Below are 15,602 nucleotides of genomic sequence, written 5' to 3' on the forward strand. Positions count from 1 at the left end.
CTTAATAAAAAATGGCTATTTGTCAGGAGGCTAAAAATATCCCTACCCAACACCCTAAATTTGTGCTAATCTAATAGGGCGTGCCTACCCTTTATAACACTATTTACAATATAGAAATATTTTAGAAAAAACTAATCGTTTTTGCATGAAAAATGGCTAAATCTTGTTTTTCATCGTCAAAAGCTCGTTTGATAGAATGGCTATCAAACTTCACTTTTTCCTTGAAAAACGGGCGATTTTTCTCATTTTTCATTGCAAATACAAAAGGCAGGCACGCCCTACCCAAATCCCTTATTTTATTAAGCCATTAGGTTTTATTAGCCATTAGGAGCTATCATGGACATCAACAAACACAAAGCCGATTTGCTTGCCCTAAAAGCAGAGTATGAATACCGCATTGACAAAATTACCAACCACCTAGAACACCCCCAAGATGAGCTAGGACATCATTGGGATGACCAAGCTGTTGCCGCCCAAGAGAATGATATGCGTAAAAATTTGCTCATCGAAGCCCAAGAAAACCTTGCCAAAGTCAATGTCGCTTTGTCTCGCATTGAAAACGACTTGTATGGCGAATGCAGTGAGTGCGGTGAAGAGATAGAAGAAGGGCGACTGGATGCGGTACCATATGCCACAGAGTGTATCAAGCACGCTAAGTAAACATATTGCTATTTTTTATTTTTTACTCCAAGGACGTTATTATGAGAAAATCTTATCTTTTTGCCCTGCCGATGGCAATTGGCTTGTTCGGCTGTAATCAGCAAGCTCCCACTCCTGAACCAAAACCTGCTGACAGTGCCACGACCAGTCAGTCCACGCCTGCCCCTGAGTCTGCCAATGACCTACCAGTGGACGCTCCTGTGGTACACGTGGCGATGACAGGCATTGATGAGCCGTTTACTTTTAAAGATGAAAAAGGCTCGCTCACAGGGCTAGAATATGACATCATGCAAGCGGTGGCAAACTCACAAGGGCTAAAAGTTGACCCGATTATCGTCTCACCAAACAACCTATTATCAGGACTGGACACCCAAAGCTATGATTTGGTGATTGCGGTCATGGGTTATACCGATGAGCGTGCGTCTAAATATGGTGTTTCTAAGCCGTATTTCTCATCACCATCAGCGATTATGCACATCAAACCTGAACTGACCATTAATAGCTACAAGGATTTGGCGGGCATGAATGTGGTGGTCGGCGGTGGTTCGTTCCACGAAAAAGACCTAAAAGCGATGGGAACAGCCAAATCAGTTGAAGCTCTTGACAGCACTTATTTGATGTTCCAAGGCATGGTACAGGGCAAATATGACGCCATCATCCAAGACCAAACCATGCTCCAATATACAGCAACCAAATACCCTGATGTCAAAACCACCATCTCGCCTTATTATGCCGATGAAAAAGAAGGTAATGACGATGTTGTCATGATTATGCACAAAGACAACACCGAACTGCTTGAAAAAATCAATCAAGGCATTGATGAGATTAAAGCCAATGGTAAGCTTGATGAGATTTCTCAAAAATGGCTGAACGCACCTGCACCAAAATGATTTGACAAGATTTTGGAAATCATCCATTAATTTTCCCAATCATCAAACAAAAAACGGTTCAATCGCATGAACCGTTTTTTATGGTCAAGTGTTTAGGGTAGGCACGCTCTAAATCTTAACCCACACTTCGCCTTGCCTTGACCACGCTTGGCTGTTGCTCGATTTTGGCAAGCAGGCGAGATAAATGCTCAATGCCTGCCACTTCCACAAAGAATTTCATCTGAGCGTCCATGCCGTCATCAAAGACTGTCTCGGCACGTTGGATATTGACTTTCTCACGGTCGATGACATTAAACAAATCCCTAAGCAGTCCGCTTGTGGCGTGAGCGTCCACGACCACACAGACAGGCTGATACCGCCCAAACTCCGCTTGCCAGTCGGCACAGACGACCCGCTCTGGCTCTTTTTGGGCGAGCCGTGACAGCTCCACGCAGTCACTACTGTGGATACTGACCCCATTCATGAGCGTGATAAAGCCTGTGATGGGTTCGCCATGTACAGGGTTACAGCATTTGGCAAGGTGTATCTCGACATTGTCCAGCCCATGCACGTCAATCTTGTATTTGTTGGGGCGAGTTTGGGATTTGGATTCGATGTGCGTTTCGCTGACATTGGGCGTGCTTAGGTTCAAATCCTTGATGATTTTGCCTGAGATTTGGCTAACCCCAATCTCGCCCATGGTGATGGCAAGATACAGCTCATCTTCACCTTTGTAGTCTAGCTCTCGGCACAGCACACCAAAGTCCACGCCCGACACCGCCACGCTCAGTCGCTCTAACTCACGCAGTAGCAGGGCTTTGCCTGTTTCGATGTTTTTGTCACGGTCTTGTTTGTTAAACCATTGACGTAGTTTGGCTTTGGCACGAGCGGTATGGATGTATCCGAGCGATGAGACAAGCCAGTCACGATTCGGCTCACGGCTTGATTTGGTGATAATCTCCACTTGATCGCCTGTTTTGGGCTGATGAGTCAGTGGCACATAACGCCCGTTTACCCTTGCCCCTTGGGCGCGGTTGCCAACTTCGGTATGCACATAGTAGGCAAAGTCAAGCACGGTCGCCCCTTTGGGCAGCTCGGTGATGTCTCCGTCTCGGCTAAACACGTAGATTTGTTGGACGTTATCAAGGTTATCAAGCTCTATCTCGTCGCTCTCGCTTTTGTCTCCGCCTAAGAGCTGTCTTAGCGAGCTGATTTTGGCGGTGAGATAGTCATCTGTTTTGCCCTTTAAGCCCTCTTTATAATTGACGTGCGACGCCTTGCCAAGCTCCGCCTCAAAGTGCATGTCAAAGGTGCGAATCTGCACTTCTAGGGTACGGTTCTGGGCGATGACGACCGTGTGTAGCGACTTGTAGCCGTTGGGTTTGGGGTTGGTGATGTAGTCATCAAACTGCTCGGGGACGTGTCGCCACAGTCCATGCACCACGCCTAGGGTGTGATAGCATTCGGCGTTGGTGTTGACCAGTACTCGCAAGGCTCTGATGTCATAGAGTTGGTCAAAGGATAGGTTTTTCTTTATCATCTTGCGATAGATAGAGTAGATGTGTTTGACACGCCCTGAGACTTCGCATTTGATGCCGACCCGATTTAGCTCATCGGTGAGTGTTTGCTTGACTTCTTCGATGTAGCACTCACGCTCGCTACGTTTTTGGGCAAGCAGACTGGCGATACGTTTGTACTCATCGGGGGCAAGATAGCGAAAGGCTAGGTCTTCTAACTCCCATTTTAGCTGAGCGATGGATAGGCGATGAGCCAATGGAGCGTAGATGGTCATGACCTCACGAGCCACTCGCTTTTGGCGGTCGGGTGTGGCAAAGGACAGCTCACGCATGGCAAAGGTACGCTCGGCAAGTTTGATGAGCACCGCCCGCACGTCATTGGTGGTGCTAATGAGCATGCTGTATATGGTGGATAGCTGTTCACGGTTGTTATTTTCAAAATAATCTTCAAGCCGTTTGTTGCCCTCTATCGCCTCAGACAGTCGCCCCATGGCAAGCGTGTCTTCGATGAGATGGGCGATGTCCGCCTCGAACTCATGAGCGATGGTGTCCATGCCAATCAGTTCACGCCGTACCGAGCGATAGAGCATGGCGGCGACCAGTGCGTTTTCATCTTGGAACAGATACGCCAAAATGTCCGCCATGCCAATGCCCGTCACATACGCTCCCGAGCGAGAGTTATGGGGTTTGGATGATTGTACTTGTACAAATTGGCAGGCTTTTTTGAGCAGGGGCAACTCATCTTTGCCGATACGTTGGGCGACATTAGATAGCCACTGGGCGACATCGATGTCCGTCTCGCTAATCTTGGCAGGCGTGTCGGTGGCGTGGCTGTGGTCGTGGGTGGTGGTGAGTTTTTGACTGTGAAGCTGTGCCTGAAAATCGGGGTGTAATTGGTCTGCCACAAGGCTTGCTGCTAGGCTTGCACTGTCGCCTGAGTCTTTGCCTGTCAGCAGGGGCAAGCTGTCTCGAATCTGTACCACGTCATGTCCTTTAATCTAAACTTTCAATCACTGTTTGATAAAATATATAGGCATTGTCATCAATCATGTCTTTGGGCGGATTTGTTGGGGTGGATTGTGATTTATCCTATCAACGCATTTATTTGAGCGTTGCGTTTCATCCTATACACCCAACCAACTTGATATCCACCATGGGTTTGTAGGGGTGTGCTGAGCATACCCTTTGATGGCATTACTACACAAGGCGTGCACAGCACGCCCCTACATCCAAACATTATTGTACTTGTAGTAATTTTAAAGTTTCTTGGGTGGATGTCCATGTTTTAAAAAACATCTTGCATTAAACAATGCCAATGATAAAACACTATTATTGCATTTTCGGGGCATTTTTAAAAGCCAAAAACCCCTAAAATTTACCAAAATTTCCTGCCTACTTTGCCAAAAACTGTGGTATAATGGTTCTCTTTGGTAAAATAATTTGCCAAAACATCGCTGAACCTGCTTATTTTCTATTCATATTATAATATATAATAAGCCACATCGTAGGCTAGGACGGTTTTGCCGTCAAATGTGTTTAAGAACGAGTTAAGTTCGTTTTATACTTCTGGGCGTTTGGATATTTCATCATTACGTTTAATGATAAATATATCAGAAAAATGCAAATTGCCATTGTTTATTTTTTAATACAATTAAAATGGCACGTCTAAAATGACTTCTGTGTACTTCTTATCATCATGATTGCTGATTTTGTCAAGATTAGTTTTGATTATAAAACCAATGGCAAACTGTTGGCAGTATGAATTGTCTTCGGTGTTTTTGTAAAACATGATTGGGTTTGGCAAGGGTTATCCTTTGCCATTTAGATGACTTTTTAAGATACTTCTTTCTCAATTTAACATGGTAACTTATTGATTGTCCCATAATTATTTTTTGGGTGTAGGGGCGAATTGCAATTCGCCTTTGATAAATCAATCACTTATACAAGTTGAGATTGGGGTTTAAGATTTTTTTAAATAGACATTTTAAAAACCTAACCACGTTCGCCAAGCCAGCGATTATTATCAACATCATGACATCAAGGTTATTTATGACAACCCAACACCAACAAGATTTTGCCCCACAAAATGAGCAAACAGGCGAACAACCCACCGAGCAAAAAGAGCAAAACAGCTTAACGTTTGAGCAGTTGCAACTTGCCAAACCCATTTTAAAAGCCCTAACCAAATCAGGTTATACCACGCCCACGCCCATTCAGGCAGGGGCAATCCCCCACGCCATAGACGGACGTGATTTGCTATTGTCTGCCCAAACAGGCTCGGGCAAAACGGCGGCGTTTGTCCTGCCGATTTTGCACCAATTAGCCCAGCCAAAACCTGCCGAAAAATCCAGCGAGTTTAGCCAAAAATCACACAATCGCCACCAAAAGACCGCCATTAAAGTCCTGATACTGACCCCCACCCGAGAGCTTGCCATGCAGGTGCAGGACAACGTGCGTAAATACAGCAGTGAAATGCGTGGGATTTTTAGCGTGCCATTGGTTGGCGGAGCTCCGTATGGCGGACAGATTCGTGCCTTGCGTAAGGGCGTGCAGATTGTCATCGCCACCCCCGGTCGCTTGATTGACCACATGAATGACGGACGTGTGGATTTGTCCGAGCTTGACACGCTGATACTGGACGAAGCTGACCGTATGCTGGACATGGGTTTTGCCGATGACATTAAGACGATTTTGGAAGCCGCCCCAAGCGAACGCCAAACTGTGATGTCGTCAGCGACGTGGGACGGAGCGGTTGGTAAGATTGCCGAGAGCTTTACCGTGAATCCTGAGCGTGTCTCTATCAAAGTTGAGTCGGCTCATATCGATGAGAGCGTGTATTTTTGTGATGATTTTCACCACAAAAACAAGATTTTGATTGAACTTCTAAACAACCCCGAGATTAACCAAGCGGTGATTTTTACCGCCACCAAACGCAGTACCGAACAGCTTGCCGAGTCGCTCACCGAAGCAGGATTATCGGCTCGCTACCTGCACGGCGATTTGCCACAAGGCAAGCGTAACCGTATCATCAGCGATGTCAAGTCGGGCAAGTGTAACTTTTTGATTGCCACCGATGTCGCCGCTCGTGGCATTGACATCTCTGCCATTAGCCATGTGGTGAACTATGATTTACCCCGCCAAGTCGAAGACTATGTACACCGCATTGGTCGCTGTGGGCGAGCAGGGCGGACAGGGGTCGCCATGAACCTATGTAGCATGGACGACAGACGTCAGCTCGGACACATCAACCGCTATCTAAACCGTGAAATGAAAGAAGAAGTGGTTGCAGGACTAGAACCCAAACGTCCCGCCCCAAGTGCCAAAGACAAAGACGGCAGACGTGAAGGGCGTGGCAGACGTGGCGAGCGTTATGGTCGCTCGGGCGGTCGTGGTTTTGGGCGTGGCGAGAGAGCAGAGTTCGGCAGTCGTTCAGGGCGGTCATCATTTGGCGGTCATGACAGACAGGCTTATGATAAGCAGGCTTATGACCGACAAGGCGACAGACCAAACCGTGAACGCCAATACCGCACAGAGCGATATGAGCGTGGCGAGAGCAGACGTGATGAGCGTTTTGCCAAGCCATACCAAGAGCGTTTTGGCGACAGAGATGACAGACGCACTCGCCAAGACAGAGACTATCGCCAAGATAAGCCCAAATCTTTTGGCTATGCCCGTGAAAACAGCCGTGAATTTGGACAACGTGATAATACCTACAAAGGCGAGCGTGCATGGCGTGATGACAAACGCAAGGACAGCAGAGAGACGGCAAAATTTGGCGGTAGAGACGGCGTGAAAAAGCCCTACAAAAAACGAGCGGTCGAAGAAGTGTTCTTTGCCAAACGCCAAGAGAAAAAAGCCAAACGCAAATTTGGCGAGCTGTGATGTTTTTATTACAAAAATGGACAAAAACCCATGTTTTGGCATGGGTTTTTGTTTTTGGGTTTAATGAACTGTTAAATTAATCTTAATAAATTCATCTTAAAAACGCACAGACGCATTCTCGCCCAAGCTATCGGCAACCTTACCGCCTGTAATGGCAGACGCTGTTAGTTTGAACATATTAACGACACTGTTGCCACTTAGCCAGTATTCTGCCCCATTGGGGACGACTTTGATGAGTTGTACATTGGCATCATCTTTGCCATTGGCAAAAAAGGCACTGTACGTGGGCGACCACAGCTCATCGAGTTTGGCAGGGTTGGCGACCAACTCGGCTTTGCCATTGATAGACAGATAGTCTTTGTTATTTTGGGCGGTGTAGGACAGATTGACCTGTGGGTTTGCCTTGATGTCGGCAACGGTTTGGGTGCTGGCGTCAGCGATGAACCAAATCTCTTTTTTAGCCAAATCAAACTCGCTGGTTGTCATGGGGCAGGCGTGCAAATGTCCGTCTGCGGTAACGGTTGTCATCATGGTAAATTTGATGTCTTTGACCAACTCGCCAATGGTGTCAATGTGGGTTTGGGTGTCGCTCATGGGATTGTCCTTATTTATCAATGAGTTAAAATTGCTTTATCACTAGGGCGTGCCTGCCGTTGGTATTTGCAATGAAAAATGAGAAAAATCGCACGTTTTTCAAGGAAAAAGTGAAGTTTGATAGTCGTTCTATCAAACAAGTTTTCGCCTTCGAGCCACAAGATTTAGCCATTTTTCATGCAAAAATTGATTGAAATTGTCAAGTTTTCATCTTATTTTATAAAGATGTTATCAATGATAGGCGCGCCCTAAATCGTGATGTCTTACTTTAACAAGTTCTGCCCCATTTACCAAGTAAATTTATGTACCGCTTTGTGTGCTTATGTAAGTTATGCCTTGGTTGTGTATAAGCAAATCATGCGTATGTGTGAACAAATCGCCATCTGCCCTATATAACACACCAAAAAGCCCCAATCATTGGGGCTTGGTTGGGGCGTATCCGCCTTTTATTTTTGCAAATTTTTAAAATTGACGCTGTTATTTCACATCAATTTGACGGCGAAACTTTTGCCCTGCCTTAAAGGTAACGACACGGCGAGCCTTGACAGGGATAACTTCCCCTGTTTTGGGGTTGCGACCGGGGCGGGACTTTTTGTCTTTTAATTCAAAGTTGCCAAAGCCTGAGAGCTTGACTTCTTTACCGTCCGCCAAACTTTGGCTAATCTCACTAAAAAAGGTATCCACCAATTTGCGAGCGTCTTGGCGAGTCATACGCAGGCGAATGGTCAAATGGTCTACCATGTCTGCTTTGGTTAAGGTTGCCATGTGTTATCCTTTTAAAATTAAATTAAAATCGGCATTGCTAATCAATGACTGTTTGGGTTAGGGCGAACCACATTCGCCCCTGATAAGTCAATACATCAGCTATCACGCAGTTGTGCTTGGTATTTGTCGGTCAATGCCACAATCACCCTATCCATAAGAGCCTTAATCTCATCATCAGACAGGGTACGAGTGGTGTCTTGTAAGGTCATGGCAAACGCCAATGATTTTTTGCCTTCGGGCAGTTTGTCGCCTTGATAGACATCAAACAAGGCAACGTCTGTCAAATGCTCGCCTGCCACATCACGCACGACATCTGCCACGTCTTGCCATGCCAAATCCTTATCCACGAAAAACGCCAAATCACGGCGAACGCTTGGGAATTTGCTTGGCAAGGCGACATCAAGGGCGGTGCAGTGCAGATTGATGAGTTTATCAAGCTCAAACTGAGCCACCCACACCGTCGGCAAATCTAAGGCGGTGCTGATACTGGGGTGCAACTGCCCAAAATAGCCAATCCGCTCACCACCCACCGACACATACGCACTTTGCCCTGAATGCAAAAACGCCAAATCTGCCCGCTCATAATGGGGCGTGGCGTGGCGTGGCAGTAGGCTCTCCACGTCCGCTTTTAGGTCAAAAAAGTCCACCGTACGCACGCCATGAATGCTGTCGGTTGCCCGTCCTGTGGCGATGATAGCAAGGCTTGGGATTTGCTCCAAACTTGCCACGTCTTTACCAACAAATGACAAACCCGTCTCAAACAGTCGTACGTCCGCTTGCTGGCGGTTTAGGTTGTGGCTCACGATAGGCAGTAGGCTAGACAGTAGCGTACGTCTCATGACCGCAAGCTCTGATGAGATTGGGTTGGCAAGGGGCAAAATCTCGCCCAATTTGTCATCGTGGAGCAGTTGTTCTAATTTGTCATCACAAAAGCTAAAACTCACCGCTTCAAAATAGCCCTGTTTGGCAAGGGTTAATTTAAGCGTATGGGTCAAATCTGCCGTATCGTCATAGCTCATGTCCACCGCAAACTGTGGCAGGCGTGGGGCGATGTTGTCATAGCCATACACACGGGCAATCTCTTCAATAATATCTTCGGATATGCTGATGTCAAAACGATGACTTGGGGGCTGGCAGACAAATGCCGTACCGTCAAACGTGGTATGGATTTCTAGGCGGTTTAATAAGTCGGTGATGTCATCGGCAGACAACGCCACGCCAAGCAGTTTTTCTACCTTGTCAAATGGCACACGCACAGGCTCACGTTTTGGCAAATCTGCCACGCTCTCTGCCATGGTGATTTGTCCGACTTGACCGTTTGCAATGGTTGCTATCAAGGTCGTGGCACGGTCAAGGGCGATTTTTGGTAAGTCAAAATCCACCCCACGCTCAAATCTGGCACTGGCATCGGTGTGCAAACCAAAGCGTCTGGCACGCCCTGCGATGTTTAGCTGATTAAAATGAGCCGATTCTAACACGATGTTGGTTGTGCTGTCCGACACCGCCGAGCGAGACCCACCCATAATCCCTGCCAGTGCAAGCACGCCCACGTCATCAGCGATAACAAGCTCATCACCTGTTAGGGTAATGGTTTGCTCGTTTAACAGTTCCACCGTTTCGCCTTGATTGGCAAGGCGTACCGTAATCGCTCCCACGATTTTATCAGCGTCAAATGCGTGCAGGGGCTGACCGAGTTCTAATAGGATAAAGTTGGTTACGTCCACCAAAAAATTATGGGTACGCAGACCGCTTGCCATAAGATTGTCTTTGAGCCATTTGGGGGTTTTTACGGTGCGGTCAATGCTACCGATGTACTGGGCAAGATAGCGTGGACAAGCGGTCGCATCCGCCACCTTGACATTTACCGTCTTATCCAATGTGGGGGCGGTTTGACTTATCTGTGGGCGGTTTAGGGGCAGGCGGTTTGCCACGCTCATCTCACGAGCCAAGCCAAGCACGCTTAGGCAGTCGCCACGGTTGGGCGTGATTGCCACATCAAAAATCTGTCCGTCAAGCCCCAAATAATCTCGTACATTGACACCAATCGGGGCATCATCGTCCAACTCCAAAAGCCCGTCTATCTCATCAATGAGACCAAGCTCGGACGCACCACAAAGCATACCTTGACTCTCCACGCCACGCAGTTTGCCTTTTTTGATTTTAAAGGGCTTGTCATCCTGACTTGTGCTTGGGGGCGGTAACTCTGCCCCGACTGTGGCAACCGCTACTTTTAGTCCTGCTCGTACATTACTTGCCCCGCAGACGATTTGTAGGGGGGTGTCGGTGCCAACATTGACGGTCGTTACGCTTAATTTGTCGGCATCGGGATGTTTGTCGCAGGTGATGACCTGTCCCACAACCACGCCACCAAACATGGGGGCGATAGGCTCCATGCCGTCCAATTCTAAGCCAAGCATGGTAAGCTGTTCGCCCAATTCGGCAGATGAATTAGTGGGATTGACCCATTGTCTAAGCCAGTTTTCGCTGATTTTCATAAGCTTCTCAAATTATTTAAATAGTTTTAAATTAGGGTATTGGGGAATGATTGTGTCTTCTGTGATTAAGGTAAAATTTTCACTCATGGCTTGGGCGATTATCAATCTGTCAAAAGGGTCTTTATGATATAAAGGCAAGTCTTGCACCAGTAAGCAATGCCCTGACAATACTGGTAATTCCAAATACTGATTTTCAATCAAATGCTGATAAAGCAATTTGACATCAACATCAAAACCTGCCTTACCCAACGCCTTTTTAATGGCAACTTCCCACAAATTGACTGTGCTAAAATACACTTTGACATTTTTATTTAAAAGCAAAGCCTTTAATCTTTCATCTAGCTTTTGAGGTTCTTGGGCAAGCCAAATGACGATATGAGTGTCTAATAAATACATCAGTCCACACCAAACAGTTTTGCCACTTCATCATCGCCCCAATGAATGTCATCAGGAACAGCCCCTTGTCCTTGCATAAAGCCAAAACGCTTTTCGCCTTTTTTATTTAGGTCGTAAGTTTGCGACTCATCAAATGCCAAATCATCAGGCAATAGCGTTACAATCAGGCGAGCATTTTGTACCTGTGGGGGTGTGTCTAGCCATTTTAATTGACCGTGTTCAATGACGGCTTGATAACTTTGCAACATGATTGCACTCCTTGTTGATTAAGCAAACTGCCCCAAAAATCTTACGTCATTTTGGAAAAAGACTCGCAAATCATCAATGCCATAATACAGCATGGCAAAACGCTCAATGCCTAGCCCAAAAGCAAAACCTGTATATTCATCAGGGTCAATGCCACAGTTACGCAAAACTTGGGGGTGTACCATGCCACAGCCTAACACTTCTAGCCATTTGCCACTGTCAGACAAAATATCCACTTCGGCGGACGGCTCGGTAAATGGGAAAAAGCTCGGACGAAAACGCACGGTCATCTCTTTGCCAAAAAACGCATTCAAAAATTCATGAATCACGCCCTTTAACTCGGCAAAATTAGATGATTTTGAAATCATCAAGCCTTCCATTTGATGAAACATGGGCGAGTGCGTCTGGTCGCTATCACAGCGATACACACGCCCAGGGCAGATGATACGCAGGGGCGGTTCGCTCTTTTCCATGGTGCGAATCTGCACCCCACTGGTGTGCGTGCGTAGCAGGTAGTGAGCGTCAAAATAAAAGGTGTCGTGCATGGCACGAGCAGGGTGGTGGTCGGGGATATTTAGGGCTTCAAAGTTGTAGTAGTCGCTCTCCACTTCGGGGCCTGTCGCCACGCTAAATCCTGCCTGTACAAAGAATTTTTTCATGCGTTCGGTGGTGAGCGTAATGGGGTGCAGACCGCCTGTGGGCTTGTGGCGGGCAGGGAGCGTGATGTCTATTTGCTCGGCAAGTAGTTTGGCGTTTAGTGCCTGTGCCGACAGCACCGCCCCACGCTCATCAAAGGCGGTGGCAATGCGGGTGCGAAGCTCGTGCAGGTATGCCCCATAGGTTTTTTTGCCGTCTGCGTCCAGTCCGCCCATTTGCTTAGATAGGGCGGTGATGGGGGATTTTTTGCCTTGCAATGCCCCTTTTAATTCTTGTAGTTGGGCGGTGTCGCAAGCCGTGCCAATCGCTTCGATGACCTGTTTGGCATAATCATCAAAATCATCACTGCTAATATCTGCTAGGGGTTTATCCAAATGCGATAGGGCAAGCACCACATCTAAGGGAGAATGAGTATCAGTCATGTTCGTTATCATCATGAATTTAAAAGAACTATTGTAAAAAATAATTATAAAAATGTAAACAAAAACCACGCCATTTTGGCAAAAACCGACAAATTATGGGTAAATATGACTGATTTTTTGGTTTTAAAAGACAATGGTGAGCATAAAATATTAACAAATAAGCCATTAGTCAGCCTAGACATGAAAGTGATTATTATTAACTTAGCTTAAATAATGTTGTTACATAAAATCATGACAAAAATGTGAAAAATTAATTTTTCCTACTTGACATTTTCAAAAATCAACATTATTCTACACAAACAAAGATTTTTGTATCATTTAGTTACATAACATAATATTTAGTTATGCATATGTATCACAAAATGTCATGTAGCCACCCAAGTCACTTCGACTAAGCGTTAGCCATTACAAATCTTTTGTGCTTTGTGACTTGGATGTTATTTTTTGGTGTTAAGGAGAACAAACTTTCTATGCACAAGCTAATCCACCCCTTTCATCCACTTGCCAGACAGCTTTGTTGGGTTGCTCCCATGTCTGTTTTGGCATTGTTTGCCATGCCAGCTTATGCAGTTACGTTGGAGATACCATCGGTCAAAGATGGTCTTAACCTTAGCATCTATGGCAGCATCAACCCAAATTTTAGTACCGAATCCAATAAGTTTAGCTACTCTTATGGTGACCCAGAGATTTTTGGCAATAAGGGCAGCATTGCTGATGTGCTTGTCAATCAAGACCGTAAAGACAGTGATGAACAGCTAAGATTAAATGGTCTTGATTCAGGTTCGATTAACTTTTATCTTAGACAAAGACTGACCCCAAAAATTACCGCCAACAGTTCCATCTTAATAGAAGCTTCTAAAAGTTACAGCAGTAACTGGGGTGCTTATTGGGGTGTTGGCTTTGATTTTGGTTCTTTTGGTGAACAAGGCAGACTTACTGTTGGCAGTTATCACAATGGACTTGATGTCAGCCAGACAGATTTATACATGCTAAACACCTTAAATGATGGTGGTACCAACATTAATGCCAAATATACAGGCATTCCCAATCTAACTTTATCCGCCTATCACATGCTTACTCAATCAGCAGATATTAATAATCATGATGATTATGACAAAGGATGGCATCACAGCGATGGGGTGTCTGCCAAATATGACTTTGACTTCGCCCCACGCAAGACACTGACATTGACAGGGGGTTATGGTCGCAGTCAGGGGGATAATGATACATTAAATGCTTATAATACCAAAAAGGCAGATGCTTATCTGCTGGGTGTTGGCTTTGGTCATAATGATTGGACGGTTGGGATAGACTATGGCGAGCGTGAAGAGACATACAACGGTGCCATCACCCGTGGTGTGGATAAAAAAGTCTATGGTGCCAAAGTGGACTATGAATTCACCCTACGCCTAAAAGGCACGCTAAGCTATGGACACAGCCATTCTAAAAATAATACACCCATACCTTTTGCAAGAATGGTGAATTTTGGTAGGTTAGAACCTTATTCTGGGGTAGAGGCATTATTTTTTGATAAAGTCAAGCAGAACCGATACGGAGCGACCTTGGAATACAAACTGTATCAAAACATTACCCTAAACGGTTCGCTGACCAATTTAAAGACCGTAAACCATGTCAGCGAAGGTGAATTTAGCCGCCGTGAACAGCTCACCGCCAACATTGGGGCGTCATTCTCATTTTAATCAGTTAAAGGACTTTTATGAAAACAGCTCAATCTTTTAAATTAACCAAAATCGCCCTAATGACAGGCGTCATGCTAATGGCAACCAGCACTCAGGCAGTTTATAATCTTTATAAAAAAGACGGTCTGTCTTTGGACATCGGTGGGCAGATTGACATGCAAGCGACCAAGCAGGATAAACAATTTGTGCTACAAAGTCCGATGTCAGATGCTTATTTTGATAAGACAAATAATTGGCTTTGGTCTGATATCACACCAAAAGGCACAAAGCTTTCTGTTACGGATAAAAAACCACGCCTAGGACAAAACCACGGCGTATCCTATGTGGATTTTCGTGGTTCACAAGAGTTGCCAAATGACTGGCGAGTGACGGGCAATGTTGGCTTTGGGTATAGTAATGGGCGTGATTTTTATCTGTCTAATTCTAGCCTGTCTTTTGACAAACGTCATCTGGGGGCGATTAGCTTAGGTCGCCAATATCTGCACACCAACTACGTCAATCGCACTGGCACAGACACGCCATTGGATATTTTTAGCAGTAGTGCGGTGCGTTTGGACTATTATGGTGTTAAAGGCTTGCAAACCAGTGCTTATTATAGTTTTGCAGGTTATCACGATGTAACCAAAGAAAATAACACCGAAGTGGATTTAGGTTATGGTGTGTCAGCAAGTTATCGCTTGCCCATCGCCCACAGTCAAAGCCTAAGAGTGGCGGCAGGTTATACACACAGTGCTTATAATCCTGTAAGTAATATTGTTCTAGAAGAGCGAATTGCCAACAAAAACACCCTAAACCGCTATCCACAAAAGGTTGATGGTGTGGCGGCATCACTAGAATATCAAGCAGGTAAATTCTTGGTAGCGGCGGATATTGGTCGCAAAAAAGAGGACATGTCAGACAGTCGTAACACACCTTTGGATGAACGCAACACCGATTATTTGGGAGCTAAGATTGCCTATGATATTAACCCTGTTTTGCAGGTGAGTGCAGGTTATGGCACTAAAAAAGCTAAGACGAATTTGAAAAAGGGTGCATTAGCACTCACCAATGATGCAGACGCTTTACGTGAAATCTATCAAGGCGGTAACCCAAACGATTTGGCAAAGTATTCTTATGTAGGGGCAGGCGAGCGATATCTGTATGATAAAGCCGACACCAAAGAAGCGTATGTGCAGATGGACTATCGCATCCGTCCTAATGTCCGTGTTTATGGTCGTTATGACAGCGAAGAGACAATTTATAAAGTTGATGGTAAGGATGCTGGCAAATTGACCGATGATAATGTGCGTGTGGGCATGGTATTTACGTTCTGATACCACGCCAAAAACCCTAGGGCGGGCGATTGCTTGCCCTTGATGGGTGCATGTGTAGGCTGATTTGCATGGCAAAAATTAAGGAG

Annotated in this window: 16 protein-coding genes; 7 read left to right on the forward strand and 9 right to left on the reverse strand. The window is 45.8% G+C overall.

Annotated features, from left to right (window positions below; genetic code table 11):
• Nucleotides 1-121 precede the first annotated feature (121 nt).
• A complete protein-coding gene (locus AAHK14_RS05085) occupies nucleotides 122-253 on the reverse strand; it encodes a hypothetical protein (RefSeq protein ID WP_255518753.1) in 132 nt (43 codons plus the stop codon).
• An 80-nt stretch (nucleotides 254-333) separates the two neighbouring features.
• On the opposite strand from AAHK14_RS05085, the gene AAHK14_RS05090 reads away from it, so the two are divergent.
• Together AAHK14_RS05090 and AAHK14_RS05095 are read left to right on the forward strand one after the other, a co-directional pair.
• Nucleotides 334-660 carry a TraR/DksA family transcriptional regulator gene (locus AAHK14_RS05090; RefSeq protein ID WP_065256033.1) on the forward strand — a complete coding sequence of 109 codons (327 nt, stop codon included), beginning with the start codon at nucleotides 334-336 and terminating at the stop codon, nucleotides 658-660.
• A 41-nt stretch (nucleotides 661-701) separates the two neighbouring features.
• Entirely contained in the window at nucleotides 702-1,550 is an 849-nt protein-coding gene (locus tag AAHK14_RS05095) for a transporter substrate-binding domain-containing protein (RefSeq protein ID WP_065256032.1), read from the forward strand.
• Nucleotides 1,551-1,665: 115 nt separating this feature from the next.
• Here the strand turns inward: AAHK14_RS05095 and AAHK14_RS05100 are convergent, their stop codons facing one another.
• Both AAHK14_RS05100 and AAHK14_RS05105 read right to left on the reverse strand, forming a co-directional pair.
• Complete coding sequence (locus tag AAHK14_RS05100; RefSeq protein WP_065256031.1) at nucleotides 1,666-4,029, reverse strand: RelA/SpoT family protein; 2,364 nt, start codon at nucleotides 4,027-4,029, stop codon at nucleotides 1,666-1,668.
• 668 nt (nucleotides 4,030-4,697) lie between these two features.
• Nucleotides 4,698-4,835, reverse strand: coding sequence for a hypothetical protein (locus AAHK14_RS05105; protein WP_346818234.1), 138 nt, complete (start codon nucleotides 4,833-4,835; stop codon nucleotides 4,698-4,700).
• A 260-nt stretch (nucleotides 4,836-5,095) separates the two neighbouring features.
• Between AAHK14_RS05105 and AAHK14_RS05110 the strand changes: the two genes are divergently transcribed.
• A complete protein-coding gene (locus AAHK14_RS05110) occupies nucleotides 5,096-6,928 on the forward strand; it encodes a DEAD/DEAH box helicase (RefSeq protein WP_065256039.1) in 1,833 nt (610 codons plus the stop codon).
• Between the two features lie 96 nt (nucleotides 6,929-7,024).
• Here the strand turns inward: AAHK14_RS05110 and AAHK14_RS05115 are convergent, their stop codons facing one another.
• Nucleotides 7,025-7,522 (reverse strand): pyridoxamine 5'-phosphate oxidase family protein, encoded by a 498-nt coding sequence (locus AAHK14_RS05115; protein ID WP_065256030.1) that lies wholly within the window; start codon nucleotides 7,520-7,522, stop codon nucleotides 7,025-7,027.
• Nucleotides 7,523-7,593: 71 nt separating this feature from the next.
• Here AAHK14_RS05115 and AAHK14_RS05120 point away from each other — a divergent pair, with 71 nt between their 5' ends.
• Nucleotides 7,594-7,716, forward strand: a complete 123-nt coding sequence (locus tag AAHK14_RS05120) for a hypothetical protein (protein ID WP_255518623.1) — start codon at nucleotides 7,594-7,596, stop codon at nucleotides 7,714-7,716.
• Nucleotides 7,717-7,999: 283 nt separating this feature from the next.
• On the opposite strand, the gene AAHK14_RS05125 is transcribed toward AAHK14_RS05120, so the two are convergent.
• The 5 genes from AAHK14_RS05125 to pheS all read right to left on the reverse strand — a co-directional run bounded on the left by AAHK14_RS05125 (nucleotide 8,000) and on the right by pheS (nucleotide 12,503).
• Entirely contained in the window at nucleotides 8,000-8,287 is a 288-nt protein-coding gene (locus AAHK14_RS05125; RefSeq protein ID WP_062500822.1) for an integration host factor subunit alpha, read from the reverse strand.
• Nucleotides 8,288-8,382: 95 nt separating this feature from the next.
• Nucleotides 8,383-10,782 carry a phenylalanine--tRNA ligase subunit beta gene (gene pheT, locus AAHK14_RS05130; protein ID WP_065256029.1) on the reverse strand — a complete coding sequence of 800 codons (2,400 nt, stop codon included), beginning with the start codon at nucleotides 10,780-10,782 and terminating at the stop codon, nucleotides 8,383-8,385.
• A 12-nt stretch (nucleotides 10,783-10,794) separates the two neighbouring features.
• The gene (locus AAHK14_RS05135) at nucleotides 10,795-11,178 is read right to left on the reverse strand and encodes a type II toxin-antitoxin system VapC family toxin (RefSeq protein WP_065256028.1); all 384 of its coding nucleotides are present in this window, start codon (nucleotides 11,176-11,178) and stop codon (nucleotides 10,795-10,797) included.
• Nucleotides 11,178-11,426: a hypothetical protein gene (locus tag AAHK14_RS05140; RefSeq protein WP_062500816.1), complete on the reverse strand. Its 249-nt coding sequence runs from the start codon at nucleotides 11,424-11,426 to the stop codon at nucleotides 11,178-11,180. The genes AAHK14_RS05135 and AAHK14_RS05140 overlap by 1 nt, the downstream gene beginning before the upstream one ends.
• Nucleotides 11,427-11,444: 18 nt before the next feature.
• On the reverse strand, nucleotides 11,445-12,503 hold the full coding sequence (gene pheS / locus AAHK14_RS05145) for a phenylalanine--tRNA ligase subunit alpha (RefSeq protein ID WP_065256027.1): 1,059 nt from the start codon (nucleotides 12,501-12,503) through the stop codon (nucleotides 11,445-11,447).
• Between pheS and AAHK14_RS05150 the strand changes: the two genes are divergently transcribed.
• The 3 genes from AAHK14_RS05150 to AAHK14_RS05160 all read left to right on the forward strand — a co-directional run bounded on the left by AAHK14_RS05150 (nucleotide 12,489) and on the right by AAHK14_RS05160 (nucleotide 15,516).
• A complete protein-coding gene (locus AAHK14_RS05150) occupies nucleotides 12,489-12,713 on the forward strand; it encodes a hypothetical protein (protein WP_065256026.1) in 225 nt (74 codons plus the stop codon). The genes pheS and AAHK14_RS05150 overlap by 15 nt on opposite strands.
• 260 nt (nucleotides 12,714-12,973) lie before the next feature.
• Complete coding sequence (locus AAHK14_RS05155) at nucleotides 12,974-14,203, forward strand: hypothetical protein (protein WP_065256025.1); 1,230 nt, start codon at nucleotides 12,974-12,976, stop codon at nucleotides 14,201-14,203.
• 17 nt (nucleotides 14,204-14,220) lie between these two features.
• On the forward strand, nucleotides 14,221-15,516 hold the full coding sequence (locus AAHK14_RS05160) for a porin (protein WP_065256024.1): 1,296 nt from the start codon (nucleotides 14,221-14,223) through the stop codon (nucleotides 15,514-15,516).
• The last annotated feature ends 86 nt before the right edge of the window (nucleotides 15,517-15,602 follow it).

It is taken from the genome of Moraxella sp. K1664, assembly GCF_039693965.1.
Taxonomy (GTDB): Bacteria; Pseudomonadota; Gammaproteobacteria; order Pseudomonadales; family Moraxellaceae; genus Moraxella.

What these genes read in the sequence shown, in the direction of transcription:
- AAHK14_RS05160 (WP_065256024.1), top strand. Translation starts at nt 14,221, where the DNA reads ATGAAAACAGCTCAATCTTTTAAATTAACCAAAATCGCCCTAATGACA.
- AAHK14_RS05135 (WP_065256028.1), bottom strand. Translation starts at nt 11,178, where the DNA reads ATGTATTTATTAGACACTCATATCGTCATTTGGCTTGCCCAAGAACCT.
- AAHK14_RS05155 (WP_065256025.1), top strand. Translation starts at nt 12,974, where the DNA reads ATGCACAAGCTAATCCACCCCTTTCATCCACTTGCCAGACAGCTTTGT.
- AAHK14_RS05120 (WP_255518623.1), top strand. Translation starts at nt 7,594, where the DNA reads ATGAAAAATGAGAAAAATCGCACGTTTTTCAAGGAAAAAGTGAAGTTT.
- AAHK14_RS05140 (WP_062500816.1), bottom strand. Translation starts at nt 11,426, where the DNA reads ATGTTGCAAAGTTATCAAGCCGTCATTGAACACGGTCAATTAAAATGG.
- AAHK14_RS05125 (WP_062500822.1), bottom strand. Translation starts at nt 8,287, where the DNA reads ATGGCAACCTTAACCAAAGCAGACATGGTAGACCATTTGACCATTCGC.
- AAHK14_RS05115 (WP_065256030.1), bottom strand. Translation starts at nt 7,522, where the DNA reads ATGAGCGACACCCAAACCCACATTGACACCATTGGCGAGTTGGTCAAA.
- pheS (WP_065256027.1), bottom strand. Translation starts at nt 12,503, where the DNA reads ATGACTGATACTCATTCTCCCTTAGATGTGGTGCTTGCCCTATCGCAT.
- pheT (WP_065256029.1), bottom strand. Translation starts at nt 10,782, where the DNA reads ATGAAAATCAGCGAAAACTGGCTTAGACAATGGGTCAATCCCACTAAT.
- AAHK14_RS05085 (WP_255518753.1), bottom strand. Translation starts at nt 253, where the DNA reads ATGAAAAATGAGAAAAATCGCCCGTTTTTCAAGGAAAAAGTGAAGTTT.
- AAHK14_RS05105 (WP_346818234.1), bottom strand. Translation starts at nt 4,835, where the DNA reads ATGTTTTACAAAAACACCGAAGACAATTCATACTGCCAACAGTTTGCC.
- AAHK14_RS05110 (WP_065256039.1), top strand. Translation starts at nt 5,096, where the DNA reads ATGACAACCCAACACCAACAAGATTTTGCCCCACAAAATGAGCAAACA.
- AAHK14_RS05150 (WP_065256026.1), top strand. Translation starts at nt 12,489, where the DNA reads ATGAGTATCAGTCATGTTCGTTATCATCATGAATTTAAAAGAACTATT.
- AAHK14_RS05095 (WP_065256032.1), top strand. Translation starts at nt 702, where the DNA reads ATGAGAAAATCTTATCTTTTTGCCCTGCCGATGGCAATTGGCTTGTTC.